This window comes from uncultured Veillonella sp. (genome assembly GCF_900545795.1).
Lineage (GTDB): Bacteria > Bacillota > Negativicutes > Veillonellales > Veillonellaceae > Veillonella_A.
Genome location: NZ_URAR01000002.1, coordinates 153056 through 170247, shown reverse-complemented (window position 1 = coordinate 170247; position 17192 = coordinate 153056). Strand labels below are relative to the sequence as shown.

Here is a 17192-nt window from a genome sequence, read left to right as displayed (position 1 = left end):
TACGACCGATCGGTTAACAGCCGATTGCTCTACCGACTGAGCTATCGAGGAATGGTACAAGAGATATTTTATACTAAATCAAAGACGAATGCAAGTACTTTTTTTACAAAATTGTAAAAACTTTACAATTTTGTAAAATTTTTATGCGTTTTATTGATAAAAGCAGCAATTCACGCAAGTTTAAGTCTTTCAGTAAGTAAAGAAAAGCGGCTAGACATTATTTCTCTAGCCGCTTTAGCGCTCAGTATACTTCTACTTATTTATCATTTTACAGTGACTTATATACAATTGTTACAGCTCACCAAGCTTTAGACAGTTATACTTAGCGTTCTTATGTATTCAAATTCTATACAACAATATAGAATTGATTAACCATTAAAACCACGAAGTTGACTAGCTGCTACTAAGCGTTTTAACGCTACCATGTAAGCTGCTAAACGAGGATATACTTTGTATTCTTCTTGCATAGCCCAAACTTCTTCGAAGCTCATCTTCATATTCTTTTCAAGGCGTTCATTAACTTCATCTTCGGACCAGTACAAGCCTTCTTTGTTTTGTACCCATTCGTAGTAAGAAGTTACTACACCGCCGCCATTAGCTAATACGTCTGGTACAATGTCTACGCCTTTTTCATAGAAATAAAGGTCTGCTTCATTTGTAGTAGGACCATTAGCACCTTCTAAGATTGTTTTAGCGCGAACTTCCTTCATATTAGAACCATTGATTTGGTTTTCTAAAGCTGCTAAGTATAATACATCCACGTCGAGTAATAATAAGTCTTTATTGTCGATGCGAGTCATACCTGGCTCTTCGTAACCTTCTAAGGAACGGCCATGAGAGTTGGAGTATTGATACGCTTTTTCTACATCAATACCATTAGCATTGTAGATAGAACCGTGAATATCGCCAATAGCAACAACTTTAGCACCTTCACGATGCATCAATAAAGCACCTACGCTACCTACGTTACCAAAGCCTTGAACGGCAATTGTAACATCAGACATTTTTTTGCCTTTCTTTTCTAAGTAGCTCTTAAGTGTAAACATACAACCGCGACCAGTTGCTTCATTACGGCCAAGAGAACCGCCTACTTCTAAAGGTTTACCAGTAACAACGCCTGGGGACCATACGCCTTTTAAAGTGGAGAATTCATCAACAATCCAAGCCATAATTTGAGGATTTGTATTAACATCTGGAGCTGGTACGTCTGTATCTACGCCGATAATTGGAGCAATTTTACGAACAAAGCCACGAGTTAAGCGCTCTAATTCGCGTTTGCTTAAATTCTTAGGATCAACTTTAATACCGCCTTTACCACCACCATAAGGTAAGTGAGCGATAGAGTTCTTAATAGTCATCCAAGCTGCTAGTGCACGAACTTCGTTTTCATCAGCATCTGGATGGAAACGGATACCGCCTTTAGCAGCACCCATAATTGTACTATGTTGAGTGCGATAGCCACTAAATACTTCTACATGTCCATCATCCATGTGTACAGGGATAGCCACTGTTAATTCGCGTTCTGGATGACGAATTACTTCATAATCATTGCGAGTAAGACCTAACTTTTGAGCTGCTTGATCAAGCGTGTTAAGCATGTTTTCATAAGGATTGTACTTTGCCATATTTTATCTCCTCACATATAAAAAATAAAGTACTTACTTCCTCTAGATTCATCTTAGAGAAGTAAATAAAAGACTTTATTAATCTTTAATTCAACTATAACACAAGGTCACGCTAAAACCTACCATTATTTTAAATATCGAATTTTACCTATGCTATTAAGTCATAGACGAACAATAGCCTATTATAAAAGTTCTTGCCACAAAAGCATCAACAATCTATAGATTTTTACCTATATATGACTATTCCATATAGATATTTTTAGGTCATTTTGCACAATCTATAGAATATGAAAACTGTGAAGTACCCTCCGGGCATGCTTTGCCCCATAGCAAGCAATATGACAAAGAAAAAGCCGAGCCATCTTACAAGATGACTCGGCGTCTATTTAATATATCTCTTATTAAGCTTACAAATTAATATCGAGTTCTACAGGGCAGTGATCGCTCCCCATAATTTGTGGATGAATTTTAGCATCTACAATTTGCTCATCTAAGGATTTTGACGTAATAAAATAGTCAATTCTCCACCCTACATTTCGGTCGCGCGCTTTGCCCATGTAGGACCACCAGCTATATGCATCAATTGTATCTGGATACAATTTGCGGAATGTATCAGTAAAACCAGCTGCCAACAGCTCTGTCATTTTACCGCGCTCTTGATCAGTAAAGCCTGCATTCTTACGGTTTGTCTTTGGATTCTTCAAATCGATCTCTTCATGAGCTACATTGAGGTCACCGCAAAGTATAACTGGTTTCTTTTTATCTAATTCTAATAAGAAGGCTCTAAAAGCATCTTCCCATTCCATGCGATAGTCTAGACGAGCTAACTCGCGTTGGCTATTAGGCGTATAACATGTAACTAAATAGAAATTTTCAAATTCTGCTGTAATAACACGTCCTTCTTGGTCATGTTCTTCAATACCGATTCCATTTGTTACAGACAAAGGCTTAACACGAGTAAAAATAGCTGTACCACTATAGCCTTTTTTTACTGCACTATTCCAGTACTGCTCATAACCAGGTAGTTCGAGCTGAATTTGTTCCGGCTGAAGCTTTGTTTCCTGCAGACAAAACATATCTGCATCTAAGGCTTCAAAACTATCCATAAAGCCCTTAGTTACAGCCGCACGAAGTCCATTTACATTCCAAGATATTAGTTTCATGTATACTCCTTTTTCTACAATTCTACAATGTCTAAAATTTCATTTATGCTCACTTATTATTAGCAGTATTTGTATGTATTATCTGTTTTTTACTTACTATTTGCTTTTTTACTTACGTATTACCTGTGTCAGCAATGTTAACATTTATTCGCTGTTTTTTATCCAATTTATTATCGATAATAGCATCATTCTTGCTAATTTTCAGTCTTGCTATCTTTAGCTGCTTCAGCCTCATTAGCTGCCTGAGCAGCCTTTGCTTCCTCTGCAGCCAACATTTCAGCTTCTTTGCGCTTAATATAAGCATCTAATTTAGCTTTCCGCTGTTTCTTAGTCAACTCCATAATGCCAGCAAACACTAGTAATATAGCAGCCAGTACATTTACCGTTGTAAACCCATGAGAATATATGTGGTAAATAATATATGCTAATGCAATAATTGTTAATACTCTTTGAATTCCCTGCATGAATTGGCCTCCTACTATCTATTCATTATCTTATTAATCCTAAAACTACACGCCCTAATGTATAAACCACTTAGTAAATTTCACAGCGCTTGATACTTTGTTTTCGCTATAAAAGAGCATCGCAACTGACCATTGCAAAGCAAATAGCCCGCCCCGAAGTCTATACATTCTGACCAGTACTAACGCTCTTCAGCATAAGGTGTAATCACCAAATCGCCATGTACAAGCTCCGCCATATACACTTGCGAAATAGTATAGCCCTGAGCTGCTACACTTTCCTCTAACCATGCTCTATCTTTATCCACCAAAGAGAGTACATTTTCATCAGCCAATCCATCAGCAATCAATGGATAATGCACTGTATCTTCACCGTATTTAACTACCGTTAATTGACCATTCTGTTCCAAAACAGCTCGTTTTACCTCGCCCACTCGCGCAATGCCAGCGGCCCTGAGTTTCAAATGTAAATCGCCTGCATTTACACCATGCTTCATGCACTCTTCCACTTGCACCACGCCATAATCGACAACAATAACAGGATTGCCATCAACTAATTTCTTTACAAAGCGGCTATATTTAGTCAAGAAGCGTAGCCCCATGACTACGATAGTCCAACCAATTAAAACTAAGAGAAATTGTAATACGCCGATGGATTCCGTATAAATTACGCCCCCAATAATGCCACCAAGTACATAATTTTGTACTTGATCCACTGCCGAATTAGGCGCTAAATTTCCCTTGCCTATAAGATTAATTTGAAATACAAGACATATAATCCCCAATATGAGCTTTATCATAATCAAAGTATAACCAGTTATCATCATGCCCTTTTACTCCTCTGATACATCAATGACATTAATCTTACTACTTACCATATGAACCTGTGATAGGGAGTAAGCTTCAAAGTTTTTCGTAAAACGAACCTGATAAAATCGGTCATTGGCATTAATTATAATATTATCGCTCATGTGAGTAGCATTGACGCGGATTTGTTCTTTAGGCGTCCCTAATCGCTCAGAGGCACTCGTTATAAAGGAAGCCATCCGCGTGGAGCCTTCAGAATCGCGAAGGGACGAATCATATTCATTCCACCGCAAACCCAAGAAAAAGAGAATAACCAAAGTCAGTAAAATAGTTAAATCACGATATTTACTATTTAATCGATGGCGCAAGAATTGCACACTGGCCCCCAATAAGGCTAAGAGCAACAGAAAGGAAAATCCATACTGTACCACTGCATTAAATTGTCCTTGCTGCACAATATAGCCATATGTGTAAAAATCCAAAAGTTCTCACTCCTACTACATTAATGCATCATCATACACAGCGCGTGGGCCACCAATGTATTTAGGGCGAATACGTGCTGCTGTTAAATGCGCTTCCCCAATTGATTTAATGCTAAGGCGCACTGGTACAACTACTGGTTTTAAATGCATGCCAATAAAGGTATCGCCAATATCAAGCCCTGCTTCAGCTTCCACATGTTCAACCGCCACTGGCTCTTTAAATGTAGCCCAAGCGGCCATAGAGGTGGCACCACCAGCATGCAATTGAGGCACTACATTCCCTATAGGCCAATTATGAGCTTTAGCCACTGCCTTTTCAATAATAATAACGCGGTTTAAGTGTTCACAGCATTGAACACCTAGATTAATCCCTGCTGGCACAAGCACTTCTTGAAGCGCTGCTACAATAGTTTGCCCCATCTCTTCAGCGGAATCAGTACCAATCTTAGATCCTCTGATTTCACTGGTAGAGCAACCTACTACTAATAAATCGCCTCGCTCTAAACGAGCCACATTTAATAATTCCGTAACGGCTGTATGCACAGCTTTCTTCAATTCTGCTTGACTAATAACCTCTTTCGTCATAGTAAGGCCTCCTTAAATAACTTCGCCTTAGACACTGAATTGTTACTTAGAACAATGCCTATTCATCGTCATCATCATCTAATAAATAATCTTTTGCCATCCACCGCTTGGTAGTAGTAAAGGTTATAGTTAACCATTTTTCATCGGAACGTCCGCCGATTTCATTGTCAATCTCATTGCGGATCTTATCCATATCTTCTACGCGTTGTGCCTCAAAGTTTTTAGGCAATAAAATATCGATTTCAATAAACTTACTTTTGCCATACACTTGCACACTACTTACATAGTCTTTGAAATGATAGCGCGCCATAAAATCATCCATAATACGTTGGATGCGCTCATGTAGTTCAGTTGGCGCCACCCCTAGCACCTGCTTAGTAGCAGGCACTAAAATCTTAATAGCACTCGGCATCATTTGTACGGACAAGGCAATTAAAACTACCGAGTCCACATAGCGAGCATAAGGTGCCCAATCAGTTTGCTCTAAAGCCCAAGCAAAAGAGAAGCTGATTAAAATCCCTGCGGCTAAGACCGCATCAATGGACCAACTAATATTATCAAACTTTACTAAATTAGACTTTAAGCGCTTATTGATGTGATGCACATAAAAATAATACGCTGAGTCCACAATTGTGAAAAATGCTGCATATACTACGATGGGACCAGATTCAACAGAATGTCCTTGCCCCAAAATATCAATAACCCCGGTCATAAATGCATATAAAACAAACAGCAAGGTAAAGAAGCCTTCCACCATCAACACGAGAGGCTCAAATTGCCAATACCCAAACTGAAATCGTTTACTCGTTTCCCGGGAGATAAGCTTTGAGGTCATAATCATCATAATTTTAATAATAACGGCCATAAATGATACCACGCCATCTAAAAGAACGGCTGATGATCCAGTTACAACCCCCATCACAGTACCGCTGACAGCTACTAAAAACATGAGCCATGCGGATTGCCAGAGCAGTCGTTGCTCCACATCTTTTGTACTGATCATGTAAATCCCCCTTTCCATATCAAACATAGATTACTAATTACTATTATACAAAAATTTTTCCTATTCATCATAGAAAATCTTGACTTTTCTTACTTAAAGATTGCGAATTAACACGCCTCCCCACAAAGACTTAGATTCCAGCTTTCTTTACAAGCTACGAACTACTTTGATGGATACACCCCTTGTCAAATACACGCCATATACACAAAATTTGGCACATAAAAAGGGCCTCCAGGGAATGTGACCATTCCCTTTATAGCCCCCTTATCTCTAATACGTTATCACTCACTACATTTTCAGCAGGAGCGATGTATTGCCTTAGCTTACTTATGAAACTCTAATCTTATTATTCAGCTGGCACAATTGTACCATGATATGTGTCATCAATAAATTTCTTCACACCTTCTGAATGGAATAGCTCAGCAATGCGTTTATAAGTTGCATTATCTTTATCTGCTTCACGCACCGCTAATACCATTACAGCTAGTGGCTCATCTTTAGGCTCTAAATACACACCTTGCTTTTCTACATCAAGGCCTGCACTCATTACGTAATTCATAGGAATTGCTGCCAAAGTCACATCATCTAAACTACGTGGCAATTGGGCCGCTTCCAACTCTTTAATCACCAAGTTCTTAGGATTGCTAGTAACATCAGCTACCGTTGCCTTATAGCCTACGCCTTCGCGCAATTCAATGAGACCAGACTTCGCCAACAAAGCAAGACCGCGACCGCCATTAGTTGGATCATTTGGCACTGCTACAATAGCTCCGTCAGGAATGTCCTTTACGTCTTTTACAGAATTACTGTAAAGTCCCATACGCATTAGAATGGTTTTACCAATAGGAACTAAATTCGAATTATTTTGCTTGTTAAAATTATCTAAAAACGGCTTATGCTGATAGCTATTCAAATCTAAATCACCATCGGCCAAGGCTTTATCTGGTGTAATATAATCTGAAAACTCTACCAACTTAATGTTAATGCCTTCTTTAGCAGCTTCTTTAGCCACCGCTTCTACCACTTCTGCATGAGGCCCTGCGGTAGCGCCAATCTTAATTTCCTTTGATTGTGCGGAACCGCCTGAATTATCAGACCCACAACCAGCAATGCCTAGTGCCAATACAGCAGCTAAAACAGGTACTACTAATTTTTTCAATTTCATATACATACCTCTCTCTTCTAAAATATACCCCCAGGCGTCTCAAGCGCCACTATATATATCCTAACATATAAATGAAGACTAGAAAAGAGGGGCCTTACTCGCCCTTATACTCTTCATGCACAATAGGTCGTTTATATATGCCAGCTGCATAATAGGCTACTGTAATGATGGCAATAAAGGCCCATCCAATAATAAGCGATAAGCGCGTATCTTCATTCCACCACATACCAATAGTCACTAATACTAAAAAGAGTAAGCAAAAATAGTTTGAATACGGATACCAAGGCGATTTAAATGGATGTTTCGCAATAATTTCAGCACCCCAACGCTCTCTAAACTTCTTCTGCGCCCCGGCGAGTACAAACCAAGACACCATGGCAGGAAATACACTAGCACTATAAATATATAGGAAGAGTTCAGAATTAGGCATTAAGTAATTTAAAAATACGCCAAAGCCCAAACTGCACATGGACACATAAATGCCATTGCGCGGTACGCCAGACTTAGACAATTTAGTAAACATTTTAGGCGCTTGCCCATTTTTAGCCAAGGTGTACAACATGCGACCACAGCTATAAATACCACTATTGCAACCCGACAAAGCAGCCGTTAGTACTACAAAATTAATGAGCCCTGCAGCACTCGCAATACCTACACGAGAAAACGTTTGTACAAAAGGACTTCCTACAAAGCTCAATTCATTCCAAGGATAAATACAGAGAATAACAAAAATAGCGCCTACATAAAAAATCAAAATGCGCCATACAATGCTTTTAACAGCTTTCACCAAAGTATGGCGAGGGTTCTGCGCTTCCCCTGCAGTAATACCGACTAATTCTACGCCTTGAAAGGCTGCCGCCACTACGCACATAGCCGCTAGCATGCCACTAATGCCATGGGGAAAGAATCCCCCATGAGCCCATAGATTAGAAAATCCAATGGCTACACCGCCATTGCCAAAACCAAATAAAATAAGACCAGCCCCTACTACGAGCATAAATACAATGGTAGATACCTTGATGAGGGCGAACCAAAACTCGAACTCTCCGTAATATTTAACAGACGCTAAATTGGCCATAACAATAATCGCCATGCCTACGAGTGCCGATATCCAGTGTGGCAACTCAGGGAACCAATAGCTCATATAAATCCCTACTGCTGTAACCTCTGCCATGCCCACCGATATCCACATAAACCAATAACACCAGGCCGTTATAAATCCCACATAAGGAGAAATATAACGATAGCCATAAGCAGCAAACGAGCCTGGCACTGGCTCTAAATACAGCATCTCCCCCATAATCCGCATAATTAGAAACATCACCACACCCGTAAAGGCATAGCATAACAATACGGAAGGGCCTGCCGTTTGAATTGTACTGGCAGACCCCATAAACAAACCAACCCCAATAGTCCCGCCTAGGGCAATCATCTCCACATGACGGGGCTTTAAATGACGACCTAATTGTTCTGACTCCATAAAAAACTTCTCCTCAAAAATGATACTACTTGTAAAACTTAAGCTACCTACGAGCAAAGCCCGTAGGTAGTTATTCTGCTATTATTTTAGTACTGCCGGGAACCCATGATCGATTAGCTTTTGCTGTAAATTTTTTACATGCTTTTCGCCCATGGTTTCTATTTCTAAGGCCACATGTACATAGCCAACTTCAATATCGCGTTGACTCCGGTCATGCCATATACTCAAAATATTGGCATTCGTATCTGAAATTAAACCAGTCAAAGTAGATAATACATGCGGTCTATCTTGTACAATTACATCTAAGTAAATGCGACGCCAGGATTGAACTAGGCCATTATTAATAATACGGTCAATCATATTCACGTCAATGTTACCACCACTGACAAGGGCCACTACTTTCTTGCCTGCTAAGCCATCGATTTTATCATTAATCATAGCTGCTACCGGACACGCACCAGCGCCTTCTACAGCAGTTTTTACACGCTCTAATAAGAACAAAATGGACTCCGCAATTTCCGACTCTGTTACCGTTACTACTTCATCCACATAGTCTTCTACTAATTGAAACGTCAATGTCCCTGGTGTACCTACAGCAATCCCATCAGCCAAGCTCTTATTGGCTGGCACAGTCACTAAATGACCTTCCGCTATGGACGCTTGCATAGATGGCATATTAGCCGTTTGTACGCCAATAACGCGAATAGACGGACGAATCGCTTTTACTGCCGCTGCTACGCCCGCAATTAAACCGCCTCCCCCAACGGGAACGATAATTACATCCGCATCAGGGACTTCGTCTAATATTTCTAACCCAATCGTCCCTTGACCAGCAATAACGACTGGATCGTCAAAAGGATGACAAAATGTATAGCCTTTTTCCTTTTGCAAACGGCATGCCTCTTCATAGGCATCTGCATAAAAATCGCCAGCTAATACTACATCAGCACCATAACTTAAGGTTGCTTCAACCTTTGATAAAGGCGCATTGGAAGGCATACAAATCGTCGCCTTGCAACCATATTCCTTAGCTGCTAAAGCTACGCCCTGCGCATGATTCCCCGCAGAAGATGCCACAATTCCCAAAGCCCGTTCTTCATTAGTCAGGGAGGCCACTTTATTATAAGCACCTCTCAATTTAAAAGAACCTGTGCGCTGAAAATTTTCCATTTTCAAATACACTTCGCAACCACAGCGCTGACTAATCGATGTAGACTGCATAATTGCGGTCCGTTGTGCCACACCTTTTAATCGTTCCCTCGCTGCTTCAATCATGTCCAATGTAACCATAGCTTGTGCCATTTTAAACCTCCTCATCAAAAAAGACTTCTAAAGGCTCTCTCTCTGGCATATAACGATATTTATATTGCGGATACCCCACCATAATCGCCCCTGCGACTTTGTATCCCTCTGGAAGTTGTAGTGCTTCTAATAATGGCGTATAGCCTGCTTCTGCACAAAATTCCACAAAACCTGACCAACAAGTCCCTAAACCTAAGGTTGGTGCAAATAGTTCTGCATAGGTTAAAGCAAAATGTCCATTATCATGACCACTTTCTGTGTCCGTCGCCTTACTCAAGGCCAACACTAAGGCAGGCGCTTTATGCAAGATAAAATCACGCCCTGTGTCATTGTAGCAATCAGCATTGCGCGCATATAAACGCATGCGCCCATTCACTTTCCCCATCTTATGCATCCATTCCATCACATGCTGACTAATGGCTGCCAAGGTATCTTTATCTTGGATAACACGATAAGACACGCCTTGACGATTGGAACCAGTTGGTGCCATACGCGCTATATCCAATAGACGCATGATGTCCTCTTTAGGCACTTGCTTATCCTTGAAAATACGAATGGACCGGCGATAGCGCATAAATTGCTCTGCCTCTTCTGGCGTAAGTACTTTATAATCGCCCACTTTTGTTTGCTCTGCTCGCGGCGTCAAATCATAGTCAATCGCTTCTGTTGGACAAATAGCTACACAGTGGCCACATTTAATACAACTGCCACGACCAGCTGCAGGCCCATCATCAGTCATTATCAATAATCCTGTGGGACACTCTGCCACACACATATTACACCGTACACAGACTTCTGTGCGCACTGAAAAGTTCATTCTACAACCCTCCAATAAATAGTTCGTTACTGATTATACGCTAATTTTTGAAATTTGTACATTCACACACTGTGCCTTACTATGCTTTTAGCTATATGGCAACAAATCTTCTACTTCGAATTCTTATATAGTTTCACTCTCAACTAATAGACAATAATGATAATTATACGTTATTATTTTATATGAAGATTATATCACACAAATGAAATCATTCTATTGCAATTCAACTGTATACTATGTTTTAAGTATATGTTGTGTATGTGATGCGCATGTAATAAGTATTTGTTTATGTATTTACGTATTTATGTACTTATGTGTTTATGTATTTATGTGTTGCACATGCGTTGCCTAATTATATGTTATGTAACTTTGTGTTCCGTAACTTTGTGTTGTCTAATTATGTATTGTCTAACTACAAGGAGGTATACATGGATATTTTAACTATGACAAATCTTTCATTTCAAAATAAAATCAAATATCCAAATATGTCAGTGCCAGATGGCTCCATTACCTTTTTGCAAGGTCCCAGTGGTTGTGGTAAGACCACACTATTTCATCTTCTAAATAATACGCTCACCCCTTCTAGCGGAAAGATCCTTTTTAGAGGTGAATCCATATTAAAGCTAAAGCCCTTGGAGTTACGTCAACAAATATTATTGGTCAGCCAACAGGCCTTTCTCTTTGAAGGCACTATACAGGATAATTTTGAAAAATTCTACACCTATCGCGGAGCCCCTATACCTGATACGAATACTATGAACTTTTATTTGGCCTTAGCCATCGTGCCCTTTGATGTAGAAAAAGACATTACCTATTTATCCGGCGGTGAAAGGCAGCGCGTCTTCAATGCCATTATGCTCTCCTTCGACGCCAGTGTGTATTTATGGGACGAACCGAGTTCCGCCTTAGACGCTAAAACAGCAGTGGCCTTCTTCACTAATCTAAGGAATTATATGAAGCGCTATAATAAAACCTCCATCGTTATCTCTCATGACGAAAGCTTATACCCTGTATTTAGCGACCATACGATTACCTTACAGGCACCTCCTGGTACTAAGGATAATGCCCGTCCTATTACAAAAGATACGGCCATTGTAGACTTAGACACGAATCCAGCTACTAATCATCCAACCAGTCAAGCTACTAATCACTCAATCGATTCAACTACTAATCGCTCAACCAATTATCACGAAAAGTAAGGAGGCCTATATATGACTGAATCAATTTCAATGGAGTTAACTGGTTTTTTCTCCACCTACATTCTCTTGCTCATTGTGGGCGCCGTCTTTAAATATTGCGGTATCGACCAAACTAAATACTTAATCTTTGGCTCCATTCAAATGAGCGTGCAGCTCATCATTGCAGGCTATGTATTACTCTATATCTTTCAATCACCCTCGCCGATATTTACCTTAGCCTATCTAACCTTGATGATTGGCTTTGCTATTTATCGAACACTAAATAGAAGCCCTTGGCTCAATCGACGTTTCCAGTGGATCGTTGGCTTTGCCGTCTTTTTAACCTGCGTCTTAATCAGTGCGTTCATGCTATTAGTAGTTATTCGCAAAGATGCCTTAGTTCCTCAATATGTAATCCCTATAACTGGCATGCTAGTAAGTGCTACTATGAACGGTGCGACGCTAGCGCTAAAAGCGTTTAAAGAAGCCTTAGACAGTAATCGTCACCAAATTGAAGTACTATTAAATATTGGGGCTCATCCTCGTAAAATCTTACATCCATTTATTAATCAATCCTTAGAAACAGCCTTCTTGCCTACTATGAACTCCATGGTCGGCATGGGCATTACGGCACTCCCTGGCATGATGACGGGGCAAATCCTTGCGGGGGCCTTACCAAATGAGGCCGTATTATACCAAAGCACTATCATGATCGCCAATTGTAGCTGCGTGTGCCTAGCCTCCTTTGGACTGTTATACTTCGGAAGTCGCACCTTGTACAATAAACGAAAACAGATTAACACCTTATAACAAATTAGCACCTTATAATCCATATAATTACGTGTGGCAGGATATATAAGAAGAAAACAAAAAACGCCTCCCTATGAAAGAGAAACTCTGGTTTTGAAAATCAATAAATTTACATACCGAGCATACCAAGATAAGAGTGCATTATTAAGATCCGGTGTAGTTTCCAACATATGTTTAAAATCACTTCGCTTAAATTGCCAAATAGTCATAGGAGAAAACGCCTCAGTAACGAGTGATTTTTCAATCTTAAAATCCAATTCATGAAATACAGGAAATACTGTGCCATGACCGTGATAAAATAAAAGCTCACCTATCTTACACCAAACAATTTAAACTCTAGTACAGCCCTCACTACCTGGTTTAAGGAACAACATATTAAACACTTTATGGTACACTTAGATTTTGATGTCCTATCCCCGCAAGATTTTAGAAGTTTATTATGCAACAAGCCACATCAAGGCCCCGTAGACTATGCAGTAGGCGAAATGAAACTAGCCCAAATAGTACGCCTAATCCATGACGCCAGCCAAATTGCGGACCTAGTAGGACTCTCCATTGCAGAATATTTACCTTGGGATATTATTAATCTAAGAGGGCAATTAAGTACATTATCTATATTTAAATAAATATTTACTATATATCCCACAATTAACAAAAAAACTCCCTAGTATATCCGTTCGTAGAACATTGGATTAACTAGGGAGTCTTTTTAGTTAAGAGTTAATGTATAGTAAATAATCTTATTCTCACCACAGGCCTATAAATTTCCAATAAGATAAACCTATTGTAAAGTAAACCAACACATTCAACAATGTGTAAGCAAAGCCTATCTGCCACCACTCCTTCTGTGTCACATAACCAGTACCATAAAGAATCGGCCCTAAAGCCCCCCCATAATGAGTCAAACTGCAGCCGTAAGCAGTACATGCAGCTACCATATATGCTAAAACATATGGAGATATATTACCTGCTACGCCAATAGTAAATGCAACTGGCACAAATGCCGTAACAAAAGCTGCCATAGATGCAAATAAATATCGCATAGCAATGCAAACAAATATAATAATCCCTAGAATAAAAATCATATCAATAGACTCAACCGGGATACTCGACTGCATCCATTTAGCTAACCATACGAAAAATTTTTCTTTAGCTAACGATGCCGACAAACCGCAAATAATTCCATACCATAAAAAGGTATTCCAAGCGCCTTTATTATGTAATACATCTTTGATGCTAAACAGATTAAACAATAATGCCAACGCAAAGAACGCTAAAGCAACTGCAGTAGAGTTCAATTTTAGAGTACTACCAAAAGCCCAGCCTAATACCGCTAAAATAAATAGAATTAAAAGAACCTTCTCATTCAACTTCATTGGACCTAGCTCGTCTACCCCTTTTCTAGCTAACTCTTTAAAATTATCAATACCTTTAATTTCAGGTCGATAAATTTTATATAAAAATAAAGGTGTCAATAAAAGAATAATTACACCAGGCACAATCATAGCTAAAGCCCAGTTGCCCCAAGTTATGTCTACCCCCATAACCTTCTTTGCAAAATCTACTGTTATTAAATTAGGAGCACAAGCCGTTATAAATATTCCTGCAGTTGTAAAACTAATTAGGCCTTGTAGCATAGTAAAATAAGCCCCTATTTTTTTACGCCCTGAATTAGGCTCACTACCTAAAGTAGTAGAAATACTTTGAAAGATAGGATAAATAACCCCACCTGACCTTGCAGTATTTGATGGAGTTGCTGGACTAATTAGTAGATCAACTAACGCCATGATATAACCTAAAGCCATAGAACTTTTACCAAAGCGGCCAATTAAGATATATGAAACTCTTTTCCCAATTCCAGTCTGAATAAAAGCCATACCAATTAAAAATGCAATAAAAACTAACCAAACAGTAGTTGTTGCAAATCCGTTAAGTACCGGTGCTGGGCCCACGAATACACTTCCAATGCCAGCTACTATAACAAGAACCTCAGACTCCCCAGCTGGTCGTATTATTATTCCTATAATAGCCGCCAAGTAAATCGCCAAAATATGCATAGTTGCAGAGGTAAGGCCTTCTGGTGGTGGAAAAAAATAAATGATACTAGCTAATATAATTAAAGCGCTCCATTTTATCAATTTGATTGTATCCATAATTATCACCCTTTATCCTCTACACTGACGACAACCCCCTATAAACAATATCTCCCCCCACTATAGTAAGTTGAGGCGTTAATATTTCTTGTCCTTCTTTTTTTACCCCACGAGTATCACTAAATGTAATTTTCCGCTTTTCTAAAGAAAATACAGCTATATCTGCTATTGCCCCTACACCTAAATGCCCTATTTCATCAGCCAGATTCAACCATTGAGCAGGCCTTAATGTACATCGCTCAATGATACTTTCTAAAGAGCAGCCTAAAGCTAAATATTTAGACATGATATAAGGTAAAGAAAACACCGGATCTTTAAAAATAGTCTTAATAGTCAAGTCAGTAGATATAATATCTGGCATAAATCCGTCCTTTATAGCTTTACTAGCTACATCAAAAGACCAATGATTTCCTCCATTTGATGCATCCATAATTACGCCTTTTTCTTGAGCAACTTTGACTTCTTCTAACACCTGTTGATTGTCATCTAATATCGTATTGCCTGTACCTTGAAAGCAATGTACAAATATGTCGTTAGTTTTTAATATAGATGCTACACTTCCTTGGGATAAAGGTGCATCAGTTGTATGTACAGCTAAATGTGTCCCTATAGTTCTTGCTAGCTTTTCGGCCTCAACTAATGGACGTTCTTCCAAATCTCCGACAAGATTCTTACTAAAACGTATTTTCAGCCCCTTAATGATGTTCGGCCACATTTCAAAGACTTTCTTAATTTGATTTAAATCCCAATATTTAGGATCCACATTCTCATGAAATTGCATAGTTCCCAGTCCAGTAGAACAAACATTCAAAAGAGCAAATACACGAATTTTACTTTTAATCACTACATTTTCAATAAATGATTGAACATTAGATACACCTGAACTACCTGGGTCTACAACAGTAGTAACGCCTTGTGGAATAAAGTATAAGTCGGGTTCAAGTCCTATTTCTGTAACCTTAGGAAATACATGAGCATGAAAATCTATTAATCCAGGAGTTACAATTAATCCAGTTGCATTTATTTCCAATGGCGTTTCTAGCAGTTCTTTATCACCTACTATACGCCCATCTTTTATATAAATATCTCTAATTTGCTTCACTCCGTTTTTCGGATCAATCACATAGCCATTAGTAATTAAAATATCTCTTTGCTTCATATATATACACCACCTACTCTATTAATAGCATCACACTACTTTTTCTGTGTATTATTTTTTCCCTGCCCTTTAGGTAACTCCCTAATCAAATCTTTAGAGCGCCCCGCTCTTAAGACATAACTATCAACTGGATGCTCAATTAAAGATTTAATATAGTTACCAATTTTTAAAACTTTAGAAATATCCACCCCAGTTTCTATTCCAAGTTCATCAAGCATATGCAAGGTATCTTCGGCCGATAAATTACCAGCTGCACCAGGTACAAATGGACAGCCACCTAATCCGGCAAAGGCAACATCAAAACAATCTAAACCAGCTTGCATCCCTGCAAACACATTGGCCAATGCCATACCTCTAGTATTATGGAAATGTAAAATCCATTTTACCTCTGGATATGCCTCTTTAATGTCTTTTCCCAATGTATACACCTGCAAAGGATTAGCCATGCCAGATGTATCAGACAAACTAATTTCTTTTACTCCACATGCGAGATAGGCCTCAATAATTCTCTTTACATCTTCTACTAAAATTTTAGATTCCCAAGGTGAACCAAAAGGCATTGATATAGAACCAGATACTCCTATTTTATTTAATTTTGCTTTTTCTACTGCTTCAGAGAAACGACTAACAGTCTCTTCAGGAGTGCAATTTAGATTAGCCAAATTATGTGCTCTACTTGCCGATACATTTAACTTTATCTTTGTACATCCACATTCAATAGCACGATCAACGCCTCTTGTATTTACAACTAATGCTCTATACTCAGTATTAGGATTACGTGTTATTCGTTTAAATACCTCATCTGTATCTGCCATCTGTGGTACTGCTTTGGGACTAACAAAAGAGCCCACTTCAACAATAGGGTAGCCTGCTTCTGAAATTAAGTTAATTAATTCAACTTTTTCGTCTGTTGTCAGTTGCTTGCATTCATTTTGTAAACCATCACGCATACCAACTTCACATAGTATAACTTTCTTAGAAATATTCATATATATCACCTTA

The 17192-nt window shown here is 39.0% G+C and carries 17 protein-coding genes; 3 read left to right on the top strand and 14 right to left on the bottom strand.

Translation table 11 applies throughout. The features are described 5' to 3' along the window. Positions 1-368: 368 nt before the first annotated feature. The 11 genes from QZR90_RS02245 to QZR90_RS02195 all read right to left on the bottom strand — a co-directional run bounded on the left by QZR90_RS02245 (position 369) and on the right by QZR90_RS02195 (position 10890). Positions 369-1625, bottom strand: a complete 1257-nt coding sequence (locus QZR90_RS02245) for a Glu/Leu/Phe/Val dehydrogenase (protein ID WP_295788297.1) — start codon at positions 1623-1625, stop codon at positions 369-371. A gap of 407 nt (positions 1626-2032) precedes the next feature. Continuing rightward, positions 2033-2788, bottom strand: coding sequence for an exodeoxyribonuclease III (locus tag QZR90_RS02240; protein ID WP_295788295.1), 756 nt, complete (start codon positions 2786-2788; stop codon positions 2033-2035). Positions 2789-2982: 194 nt separating this feature from the next. After that, the gene (locus QZR90_RS02235) at positions 2983-3252 is read right to left on the bottom strand and encodes a hypothetical protein (RefSeq protein WP_295788293.1); all 270 of its coding nucleotides are present in this window, start codon (positions 3250-3252) and stop codon (positions 2983-2985) included. A gap of 179 nt (positions 3253-3431) precedes the next feature. Next, complete coding sequence (locus QZR90_RS02230) at positions 3432-4076, bottom strand: DUF421 domain-containing protein (RefSeq protein ID WP_295788291.1); 645 nt, start codon at positions 4074-4076, stop codon at positions 3432-3434. Between the two features lie 6 nt (positions 4077-4082). Next, positions 4083-4538, bottom strand: coding sequence for a DUF3290 family protein (locus QZR90_RS02225; RefSeq protein WP_295788288.1), 456 nt, complete (start codon positions 4536-4538; stop codon positions 4083-4085). A 15-nt stretch (positions 4539-4553) separates the two neighbouring features. Continuing rightward, positions 4554-5123: a TIGR01440 family protein gene (locus tag QZR90_RS02220; protein ID WP_295788286.1), complete on the bottom strand. Its 570-nt coding sequence runs from the start codon at positions 5121-5123 to the stop codon at positions 4554-4556. A gap of 58 nt (positions 5124-5181) precedes the next feature. After that, positions 5182-6126, bottom strand: coding sequence for a cation diffusion facilitator family transporter (locus QZR90_RS02215; protein WP_295788284.1), 945 nt, complete (start codon positions 6124-6126; stop codon positions 5182-5184). Between the two features lie 346 nt (positions 6127-6472). Next, on the bottom strand, positions 6473-7291 hold the full coding sequence (locus tag QZR90_RS02210) for a MetQ/NlpA family ABC transporter substrate-binding protein (protein WP_295788282.1): 819 nt from the start codon (positions 7289-7291) through the stop codon (positions 6473-6475). 94 nt (positions 7292-7385) lie between these two features. Beyond that, positions 7386-8771, bottom strand: coding sequence for an amino acid permease (locus QZR90_RS02205; RefSeq protein WP_295788280.1), 1386 nt, complete (start codon positions 8769-8771; stop codon positions 7386-7388). 81 nt (positions 8772-8852) lie between these two features. After that, positions 8853-10073: a threonine ammonia-lyase gene (ilvA, locus tag QZR90_RS02200; protein ID WP_295788278.1), complete on the bottom strand. Its 1221-nt coding sequence runs from the start codon at positions 10071-10073 to the stop codon at positions 8853-8855. 1 nt (position 10074) lies between these two features. Beyond that, a complete protein-coding gene (locus QZR90_RS02195) occupies positions 10075-10890 on the bottom strand; it encodes a nitroreductase family protein (protein ID WP_295788277.1) in 816 nt (271 codons plus the stop codon). A gap of 428 nt (positions 10891-11318) precedes the next feature. Here QZR90_RS02195 and QZR90_RS02190 point away from each other — a divergent pair, with 428 nt between their 5' ends. The 3 genes from QZR90_RS02190 to QZR90_RS02180 all read left to right on the top strand — a co-directional run bounded on the left by QZR90_RS02190 (position 11319) and on the right by QZR90_RS02180 (position 13504). Next, the gene (locus QZR90_RS02190) at positions 11319-12089 is read left to right on the top strand and encodes an ABC transporter ATP-binding protein (protein ID WP_295788275.1); all 771 of its coding nucleotides are present in this window, start codon (positions 11319-11321) and stop codon (positions 12087-12089) included. A 12-nt stretch (positions 12090-12101) separates the two neighbouring features. Then, on the top strand, positions 12102-12878 hold the full coding sequence (locus QZR90_RS02185) for an ABC transporter permease (RefSeq protein WP_295788273.1): 777 nt from the start codon (positions 12102-12104) through the stop codon (positions 12876-12878). Between the two features lie 386 nt (positions 12879-13264). Then, on the top strand, positions 13265-13504 hold the full coding sequence (locus QZR90_RS02180; RefSeq protein WP_295788271.1) for a hypothetical protein: 240 nt from the start codon (positions 13265-13267) through the stop codon (positions 13502-13504). Positions 13505-13624: 120 nt separating this feature from the next. On the opposite strand, the gene QZR90_RS02175 is transcribed toward QZR90_RS02180, so the two are convergent. The 3 genes from QZR90_RS02175 to QZR90_RS02165 are packed head-to-tail and all read right to left on the bottom strand — an operon-like array spanning position 13625 to position 17179. Further along, positions 13625-15031, bottom strand: coding sequence for a DASS family sodium-coupled anion symporter (locus QZR90_RS02175; protein ID WP_295788269.1), 1407 nt, complete (start codon positions 15029-15031; stop codon positions 13625-13627). A gap of 19 nt (positions 15032-15050) precedes the next feature. Beyond that, positions 15051-16190 carry an amidohydrolase family protein gene (locus QZR90_RS02170; RefSeq protein WP_295788267.1) on the bottom strand — a complete coding sequence of 380 codons (1140 nt, stop codon included), beginning with the start codon at positions 16188-16190 and terminating at the stop codon, positions 15051-15053. A gap of 35 nt (positions 16191-16225) precedes the next feature. Beyond that, a complete protein-coding gene (locus QZR90_RS02165; RefSeq protein WP_295788265.1) occupies positions 16226-17179 on the bottom strand; it encodes a hydroxymethylglutaryl-CoA lyase in 954 nt (317 codons plus the stop codon). Positions 17180-17192 lie beyond the last annotated feature (13 nt).